Origin of the sequence: Methylobacterium dankookense (assembly GCF_902141855.1) — a bacterium.
Classification (GTDB): domain Bacteria; phylum Pseudomonadota; class Alphaproteobacteria; order Rhizobiales; family Beijerinckiaceae; genus Methylobacterium; species Methylobacterium dankookense.
This window is the reverse complement of record NZ_CABFVH010000040.1, coordinates 46,249-52,580: the sequence shown is the minus strand read 5'-3', so window position 1 is coordinate 52,580 and position 6,332 is coordinate 46,249. Positions and strand designations below refer to the sequence as shown.

Below are 6,332 nucleotides of genomic sequence, written 5' to 3'. Positions count from 1 at the left end.
CCCGCCACCCGCTCCGGCGCCGCCGCCGGCCGGACCGCCCGCTCCGCCACCCGCGCCACCCGCGCCCATGCCGGCGCCGCCGCCGGCACCGCCCCCTGCTCCACCTGCCGCACCGCCGCCCGCGCCACCCTGGGCGAGGGCGACGGACGCGCCGGCCACCAGCAAGGCAGCCGTCATCGTGCTCCGAACGAGCTTGTTCATGGCGAGTTTTCCTGTCCCTGTACCGATCTCGACCGGCGCGTTACTGACCCCGTTACTGGCCACGACCGGTCATCGTGCCGCCCCGCAACGACAACGGCCAGCAAACCGTTCCGTCTCATCGCGTCGGAAGAAGGCCGCGCGCGGGCTCCCCGAGATCCTGCGGGAAGCCTTGCCGGAAGCCCTGCCGGGCTGGGCAAATCCTTGGCAGGGTTATTCGGTTTCCGCCGGGATTAAGTGACAGTTCGCGTGCGTACCTCACCCTCTCAGGGCCCGCGCCCTTCGCGGGCCCCGATGCCCCGTGCTAGGCCCGCACCGCACAACGAGGCTGCCCGCGGCGCGGGCGAGGGAAACGCCGGGAGCTAGAGAGAATGGCAGACTCGATCGGAATCGCGCCGTCCGCGGCGGATGCCGCCGCGGATCGCCGCCGCCGCATCATGGCGATCGTCGGCTCGTCCTCCGGCAACCTCGTCGAGTGGTACGATTTCTACTGCTACGCCTTCTTCGCGATCTACTTCGCCCCGGCCTTCTTCCCGAAGGGCGACGCCACCAGCCAGCTCCTGCAGACGGCCGGCATCTTCGCGGTGGGCTTCTTCATGCGCCCCATCGGCGGCTGGCTGTTCGGCCGCATCGCCGACCGGGTCGGACGCCGCACCTCGATGGTGATCTCGGTGCTGATGATGTGCGCGGGCTCGCTCTTCATCGGCATCCTGCCGACCTACGAGACGGTGGGCGCCGCCGCCCCGATCCTGCTGCTCCTCGCCCGCATGCTGCAGGGCCTCTCGGTCGGCGGCGAGTACGGCACCAGCGCGACCTACATGAGCGAGGTGGCGCTCAAGGGCCATCGCGGCTTCTTCGCCTCGTTCCAGTACGTGACGCTCATCGGCGGCCAGCTCCTGGCCTCGCTGGTGTTGATCGTGCTGCAGGGGGTGATGACGAGCGAGCAGATCACGGCTTACGGCTGGCGCATCCCGTTCTTCATCGGTGCGCTCGCGGCGGTCGTCGCCCTCTACCTGCGCCGCTCGCTCGCCGAGACCGGCGGCTCCGACAAGGAGGATGCCGGCACCTTCAGCGAGCTGTTCAAGCACTGGCGCGCCTTCTGCGTGGTGCTGGCCTATACGGCGGGCGGCTCGCTCGTGTTCTACACCTTCACCACCTACATGCAGAAATACCTCGTCAACACCGCGCACATGGACAAGACCGTGGCCTCGCGCACGATGACGGCGGTGCTGCTCGTCTACATGATGGTCCAGCCCTTCTTCGGCTGGCTCTCGGACCGGATCGGCCGCAAGGCCAACATGATCCTCTACAGCGGCCTCGGCGCGCTGATGGTGGTGCCGCTGATGACGGCGATCGGGTCCAACACGGATCCCTACCTCGCCTTCCTGTACATCACCCTCGGCCTGCTCGTGGTGAGCTTCTACACGGGCATCTCGGGGATCGTGAAGGCGGAGCTGTTCCCCACCAAGGTGCGCGCGCTCGGCGTCGGCCTGTCCTACGCGCTGGCCAACGCCACCTTCGGCGGCACGGCCGAGTACGTCGCCCTGTGGTTCAAGGACAGCGGCATGGAGACGACCTTCTTCTGGTACGTCACCGTGCTGCTCGCCATCGCCTTCGTCGCCTCGCTCATCATGCCGAACCCGAAGGTGCACGGCTATCTCGACGGCGCCGGCACCGTCGAGGAGGCACTCGGCAAGAAGTCCGCCCTCGCCCACGCCTGACGGACCGGTCGTCCCTCCCCCGTCCACGGGGGAGGGAGACTCGGACCCGACTACTTGATGACTGCGCAGGCGACCCGGTCGCCCGCGCCGCCGATCGGCTGGCTGGTATGGTCGTCCTCCTTGGCGTGGAAGACCAGCGCCGAGCCGTCGGCATCCTTCAGGCCGCCCTCGCCGCCGAGCGAGGTCTCGCTCGACACCTCGGTATTGGCCGAGCCGTCCGTGGCCGCGAAGATGTTCGGCAGGTCGCCCTCGTCGGGCCCGTCCGCGTTGAGCAGGCCGTGCTTGCTCTGGTCGTGGTTCACATGGGCCTTGGAGTTGGCGAACTTCTCCGTGTCCGAGCAGTCGCCGACCGCGTGGAAATGCATGCCGTGCCAGCCCGGCGTCAGGCCGCCCGCCTTGATCGCGATGCGCACGACCAGCGTGTTGGCGCCGTCCCGGAAGCTCGCGGTGCCGATGTCCTCGCCCTTGTTGTTCTTGATCGCGGTCTCGTAGGTCTGTGGCGCGGCCGGCGCCTGGCCCGCGGGCTTGGCGGGCTCCTGGGCCAGCGCCTGGAGGGGCGCGAGGCCCGCGGCCAGCGCGAGCAGGGGCAGGATGCGTGTCATGTGATGGCTCTCCTCGTGACGCCGGGCTAGTTAGGCGCGATGCGACCGGCCGACAGGCCGCTCATGCTTCCGGTTTATTGAGAGTACGATGACGGGGGACCGGCTCAGGGCCGACCGCTACCTGGTCGAGCACGGGCATTTCGAGAGCCGGGCGCGGGCCCAGGCCGCGATCGCGGCCGGGCTCGTGCGCGCGGATGGCCGCGTCGTCGCCCGCCCCTCCGAGGCGATCGCGCCGGGCGCGCGCATCGAGGCGGAGGCGCCGCACCCCTACGTCTCGCGCGGCGGGCTGAAGCTCGAGGCCGCCCTCGACGCCTTCGGGCTCGACCCGCGGGGCCGCGCCGCCCTCGATGTCGGCGCCTCGACGGGCGGCTTCACCGACCTGCTGCTGCGCCGCGCCGCCACCTTCGTCCACGCGGTCGATGTCGGCCGCGACCAGCTCCACGCCACCCTGCGCGCCGACCCGCGCGTCGCGAGCCTGGAGGGGACCGACATCCGCGACCTCGCCGGCACCCGGCTCGCGCCGGTTCCGGATATCGCCGGCATCGACGTGAGCTTCATCGCCCTGCGCCTCGTGCTGCCGGCGGTGGCGGGGCTGCTCGCCTCCGGCGCCGACCTCGTCGCGCTGATCAAGCCCCAGTTCGAGGCCGGCCGCGACCGGGTCGGCCGCGGCGGCATCGTGCGCGACGCGGCCGTGCATGAGGCGGTCTGCGCCGAGGTGCGGGCGGTCCTCGAAGGGCTCGGCTTCGCCGTCCGCGGCCTGATCCCGTCGCCGATCCAGGGCGGCGACGGCAACACCGAATTCCTGATCGCTGCGCGGAAGGCCGAGGCATGAGCGAGACCGTCACCATCGCCCGACTCGGCGCCCGCGGCGACGGCATCGCCGCGGACGGCACGCCGGTGGCCGGCGCCCTGCCGGGTGAGCGCGTCACGATCACCCGCGCCGAGGGGCGCGGCGTGCTGGACGCGGTGCTCGACCCCTCCCCCGACCGGATCGAACCGTTCTGCCCCCATTTCGGGCGCTGCGGCGGCTGCGCGACGCAGCATCTCGCCCCCGCCGCCTACGCGACCTGGAAGCAGGCTCTCCTCGCCCAGGCGCTGTCGCAGGCGGGGATCGGCATCGAGCCGGAGCCGACGGTCGACGGGCACGGCGAGGGCCGCCGCCGCCTGACCCTGCATGTGCGCAACCGCGAGGGCCGGGCCGAGGCCGGGCTGATGGCGGCGCGCAGCCACGACCTCGTGGCGATCGACCATTGCCCGATCACCGTGCCGGCCCTGCACCCCGCCCCCGCCCTCGCGGCGGCGCTGAGCGCGCCGCTCGGCCACGGCCGCAAGCCCCTCGACGTGCTGGTGACGGCGACCGAGAGCGGCCTCGACGTCGACATCCGCGGCCACGGCCCGGTGGAGGCGGGGGTGCGCGCCGCCCTGGTGCGGCTCGCCGAGGCGCACGGCCTCGCCCGCCTCTCGCTCCACGGCGACGTGGTGGTGGAGCGCACGACCCCGGTGATCCGCTCAGGAGACGCGCAGCTCTTCCCGCCGCCCGGCGGCTTCCTCCAGGCGACGGCGGCCGGCGAGGCGGCGCTCACCGCCCTGGTGCTGGAGGCCCTGCCGAAGAAGGCGAAGCGCGTCGCCGACCTCTTCGCCGGAAGCGGCCCCTTCAGCCTCGCCATGGCCCGGCGCACGGACGTGCACGCCGTCGAGGGCGATGCGGGGGCGCTGACCGGCCTCGACCGGACTGTGCGGGCATCGACGGGCCTGCGCCGCATCACCCAGGAGCGGCGCGACCTGTTCCGCCGCCCGGTTCTCGCCCACGACCTCAACGGCTTCGACGCGGTGGTGATCGATCCGCCGCGGGCGGGCGCCGAGGCGCAGGCACGCCAGCTCGCCGAATCGCAGGTGCCGCGGGTCATCGGCGTCGCCTGCGACACCGGCACCTTCGCCCGCGACGCCGCGACCCTCGCCGCGGGCGGCTACCGCCTGGAGCGGGTCACCCCGGTCGACCAGTTCCGCTATTCGGGCCATCTGGAGATGGTCGGCGTCTTCACGAAGGTGCCCGAGCGGCGCCCCGGCCTGCGCCGGCCGCGCTGACGCATCCCGCGCTGAACCTTGGCCTTTCTCGCGCGTTGGGTCGGGCGGAGGTTCGCCATGCCCCTCGTCTCTCTGCTCCGATCCCTCGTCGTCCTCGCAGCGCTCACCGCCGTTGCGCAGGCCCAGCCCGCGGACCGCACCGGCACCGGCGGCGGCCCCGACAGCACGATCACCGCGCCCTACACCAACCGCGAGGGTGTCACGAAGCCGCCCGGCACCTCCCTCGGCCCCGGCGAGGTCCCCTCCCCCAAGGCGCAAAGCCGCGAGCGCCGGGAGATCGACAAGATCGAGGGCAGCATCTGCAAGGGTTGCTGATCTTTTACTCCACCGCTTGGTCGTCGCCCGCGAGGGCGAGGCGGCGCAGTTCGCCCAAGGCCCGGGCGAGGTCGACGCGCGCCGGCACGGCCAGGGCGAGGCGCACGGCGTTCGGGGCATAGCCCGGGCTCACCGCGAAGGACGCTGCCGGGATCAGCGCGATGCCCCGGCGCAGTGCCGCGGCGGCGAAGGCCTCGGCCCGCCAAGTCTCGGGCAGTTCGAGCCAGAGATGGTAGGCGGACGGGTCGCCGCGGACGGATAGGCCGGCCAGCGCCTCGCGGGCGAGCGCCTGGCGCGCCGCCGCATCCGCCCGCTTGGCCAGGGCGAGGCGCGCGGCGGAGCCGTCGCTCATCCAGTGCACCCCGGCCGCGAGCGGCAGCCCCATCGCCGTCCAGCCACCCTGGCGCACCGAGGCCGCGAGCCGGTCCACCAGCGCAGGCGGGCTCGCGATCAGGCCGATGGTGAGGCCGGGCATGACCCGCTTCGACAGGCTGTCGATGAGGATGGTCCGCTCGGGTGCGAGGGCGGCGACCGGCACCGCATCCGACAGGAAGCCGTAGACGGCGTCCTCGACCACGGTCAGCCCGGTCTCGGCGGAGAGCGCTGCGATCTCCGCCCGCCGGCCTAGGCCCATCGTCGCGCCCAGCGGATTCTGCAGGGTCGGCTGCAGGTAGAGCCCGGCGAGCGGCTGCGCGCGGTGGACCTGCAGCACCGCCTCCGGCCGCACGCCCTCCGCATCCATGGGCAGCGGCACCAGCGCGATGCCGAGGCGGGCGGCGATGCCCTTCACCACCGGATAGGTCAGCGGCTCGCAGCCGATGCGCTCGCCGGGGGGCGCCAGGGCGGCGAGCGCGGCGGCGAGCGCCTGCCGCCCGTTGCCGGTGAACAGGATGCCGTCCGGGTCCGGCGCGTATCCGTCGCGGGCGAGGAAGCGGGCCGCGACCGCGCGGGCACGCGGCGTGCCGGCCGGCCCGAACTGGCTCAGGGCCGCCTCGGACGCGCCGAGCCGCGGCAGGGCGGCGAGCGTCTCGGCGAGCAGGCTCTCCTGCTGCGGCAGGTGCGAGTGGGTGCGCTGGAGGTCGATCGCGGCCGGCGGCGGCTCGGCCTGGATCGTCCCGGGGGCGCCGAGATCGGACCGGACATAGGTGCCGCGCCCGACCTCGCCGAGGACGAGCCCGCGCCGGGCGAGCTCCGCATAGACCCGGCTCGCCGTGGAGACCGCGATGCCGCGGGCATAGGCGAAGTCCCGCTGCGGCGGCAGCCGGTCCCCCGGGCGCAGCCGGCCGGCGGCGATCTCGGCGGCGACCGCGTCGGCGACGGCGCGATAATCCGGGCTCGGCATTATTGCTCCGAGGTCAATGTTTCGATTGCACCGAGATAAGTATCGGTTCAATCCTCGGCGCGCAATCCC

6 protein-coding genes are annotated in these 6,332 nt (G+C 73.0%); 4 read left to right on the top strand and 2 right to left on the bottom strand.

From position 1 onward, the window contains the following. The first annotated feature begins 569 nt into the window (after positions 1–569). Positions 570–1,919, top strand: a complete 1,350-nt coding sequence (locus MTDSW087_RS22745; protein ID WP_144767148.1) for an MFS family transporter — start codon at positions 570–572, stop codon at positions 1,917–1,919. Between the two features lie 50 nt (positions 1,920–1,969). On the opposite strand, the gene MTDSW087_RS22740 is transcribed toward MTDSW087_RS22745, so the two are convergent. Then, entirely contained in the window at positions 1,970–2,521 is a 552-nt protein-coding gene (locus MTDSW087_RS22740; protein WP_144767147.1) for a superoxide dismutase family protein, read from the bottom strand. Positions 2,522–2,609: 88 nt separating this feature from the next. Between MTDSW087_RS22740 and MTDSW087_RS22735 the strand changes: the two genes are divergently transcribed. From MTDSW087_RS22735 to MTDSW087_RS22725, 3 genes are read left to right on the top strand one after another with little or no spacing between them, the layout of a single operon-like run. Then, the gene (locus tag MTDSW087_RS22735) at positions 2,610–3,353 is read left to right on the top strand and encodes a TlyA family RNA methyltransferase (RefSeq protein WP_144767146.1); all 744 of its coding nucleotides are present in this window, start codon (positions 2,610–2,612) and stop codon (positions 3,351–3,353) included. Further along, positions 3,350–4,606 carry a class I SAM-dependent RNA methyltransferase gene (locus tag MTDSW087_RS22730; protein ID WP_144767145.1) on the top strand — a complete coding sequence of 419 codons (1,257 nt, stop codon included), beginning with the start codon at positions 3,350–3,352 and terminating at the stop codon, positions 4,604–4,606. Before MTDSW087_RS22735 ends, MTDSW087_RS22730 begins: the two co-directional genes overlap by 4 nt. A 57-nt stretch (positions 4,607–4,663) precedes the next feature. After that, positions 4,664–4,921 carry a hypothetical protein gene (locus MTDSW087_RS22725; RefSeq protein ID WP_144767144.1) on the top strand — a complete coding sequence of 86 codons (258 nt, stop codon included), beginning with the start codon at positions 4,664–4,666 and terminating at the stop codon, positions 4,919–4,921. Between the two features lie 4 nt (positions 4,922–4,925). Here MTDSW087_RS22725 and MTDSW087_RS22720 read toward each other — a convergent pair whose 3' ends face one another. After that, positions 4,926–6,263: an aminotransferase-like domain-containing protein gene (locus tag MTDSW087_RS22720; protein ID WP_144767143.1), complete on the bottom strand. Its 1,338-nt coding sequence runs from the start codon at positions 6,261–6,263 to the stop codon at positions 4,926–4,928. Positions 6,264–6,332 lie beyond the last annotated feature (69 nt).

Coding starts and splice junctions, on each gene's coding strand:
- MTDSW087_RS22745 (WP_144767148.1), top strand. CDS start 570: ATGGCAGACTCGATCGGAATCGCGCCGTCCGCGGCGGATGCCGCCGCG.
- MTDSW087_RS22740 (WP_144767147.1), bottom strand. CDS start 2,521: ATGACACGCATCCTGCCCCTGCTCGCGCTGGCCGCGGGCCTCGCGCCC.
- MTDSW087_RS22735 (WP_144767146.1), top strand. CDS start 2,610: ATGACGGGGGACCGGCTCAGGGCCGACCGCTACCTGGTCGAGCACGGG.
- MTDSW087_RS22730 (WP_144767145.1), top strand. CDS start 3,350: ATGAGCGAGACCGTCACCATCGCCCGACTCGGCGCCCGCGGCGACGGC.
- MTDSW087_RS22725 (WP_144767144.1), top strand. CDS start 4,664: ATGCCCCTCGTCTCTCTGCTCCGATCCCTCGTCGTCCTCGCAGCGCTC.
- MTDSW087_RS22720 (WP_144767143.1), bottom strand. CDS start 6,263: ATGCCGAGCCCGGATTATCGCGCCGTCGCCGACGCGGTCGCCGCCGAG.